Source organism: Lactiplantibacillus sp. YT640 (genome assembly GCF_049745435.1).
Classification (GTDB): domain Bacteria; phylum Bacillota; class Bacilli; order Lactobacillales; family Lactobacillaceae; genus Lactiplantibacillus; species Lactiplantibacillus plantarum.
On record NZ_JBMNVY010000083.1, the window covers coordinates 1 to 1,423 of the forward strand.

General features: G+C 36.8%; 2 protein-coding genes. Both read left to right on the forward strand.

Annotated elements, in window-relative coordinates; all coding sequences use genetic code 11:
• Window positions 1-101: 101 nt before the first annotated feature.
• Window positions 102-260, forward strand: coding sequence for a CopG family transcriptional regulator (locus ACOV1R_RS16010; protein WP_158160189.1), 159 nt, complete (start codon window positions 102-104; stop codon window positions 258-260).
• Window positions 261-326: 66 nt separating this feature from the next.
• Complete coding sequence (locus tag ACOV1R_RS16015) at window positions 327-986, forward strand: replication protein (protein WP_275957227.1); 660 nt, start codon at window positions 327-329, stop codon at window positions 984-986.
• Window positions 987-1,423: the final 437 nt, after the last annotated feature.

Sequence of the window (1,423 nt, forward strand, 5' to 3'; positions counted from 1 at the left end):
TCGCCAACAAAATTGGCAAAAAAACGTGTGGATGTAAAATATCTTGACAAAAAAAGCGAATAAAAGTAAAATTTGTTTACAATATTTGAGAGGAGAATATTATGGCTGAAAATAAAAAAAGAGTTTCGATTGGGTTGACGGATAAACAGTATGAATTAGTTGAAAAATTTGCTAAAGAAAAAGGCTTTTCGAAGTCTGCAATATTTGTTTTAGCTTTAGAAGAATATTCAAGAAAGGAATCAGAGCAAAAAAATAAGTGAGAACTCATTCCCTTCAAGAAATACGAGTTCTCACTAATGCTTGTTCTGTCAAGGCGATTATAACAAATGGCAAAAGAAAAGGCGAGATACTTCACTTTTTTACTTTATCCAGAATCGATACCACAAGATTGGCAAACAAAGCTTGAAACTTTAGGCGTTCCAATTGCAATTAGCCCGCTTCATGATAAAGATTTGAGCAGTGTTGAGGGGCAAAAGTATAAAAAAGCCCATTATCACGTTATTTATATCTCTAAAAATCCTGTCACAGCAGAAAGCGTTCGCTTGAAAATCAAGCGTGCTTTAGGCGATAAGAGTGTTGCTAAAGTACAAATTGTTGTCCAGAGCATGGAAAATATGTATTTGTATCTGACACATGAATCTAAAGACGCTATTGCTAAAAATAAGCACAAGTACAGCAAGCATGACATTGTTTTACTGAACAATTTTGACATTGATCGCTATATTACGCTTGATGTTGAAGATAAAGACGACATGCTGAATGATGTTTGCGATTTGATTGATGACCATAATTTGGCGAATATGCGTGAACTGAGACGCTTTTTAAAAGCTCATGGTTCAGAATATGGCATGCCCGGTATTAAAGTCGTTAATTCGGTTTTACGTGCTCATACTGGACTGATAAGGCTGTATTTCGATGCTGTTTATCAGGAACGCAAGTATGGCAGAGGCGATATAAACAAAGAGACTGGCGAGATACAAGATTAATTAGCGAATGGAAAGTAGGTGCTCGATTTGAGCACCTTTTTTGTTGTCGGCTAGCCGACTTCTGATACAAGTCTTTAGCACAATAATACAACCAACTTTAGTTGTTGTGTGTAAGTGCGCATTGCTTTAAAAATGGCAATGAAAAAATCCAAAGAAAATGTCAAAGGCGCACTTACACTCCAAATAAATTGGAGTTGTGCTAAAACACTTAAGCCTGTATCAGATTTCGCTTTGCTCAAACAAAACTGACTTGCGTCAGTTAGAATCTTCAAAGCCGATAAAGTCCAGTCGTCAACTCCTTCAGACTTTATCGGCTTTGAAGATTGCTTTTAAATGCCTCTAATTTGCCCTCTAAGCCATTTTAGCTGTTACCCGTATAATTTACTGTCCGTCAACGGTAAATCGACGTAGAACGGCTTTTAGCCGTTCTAGGAGGC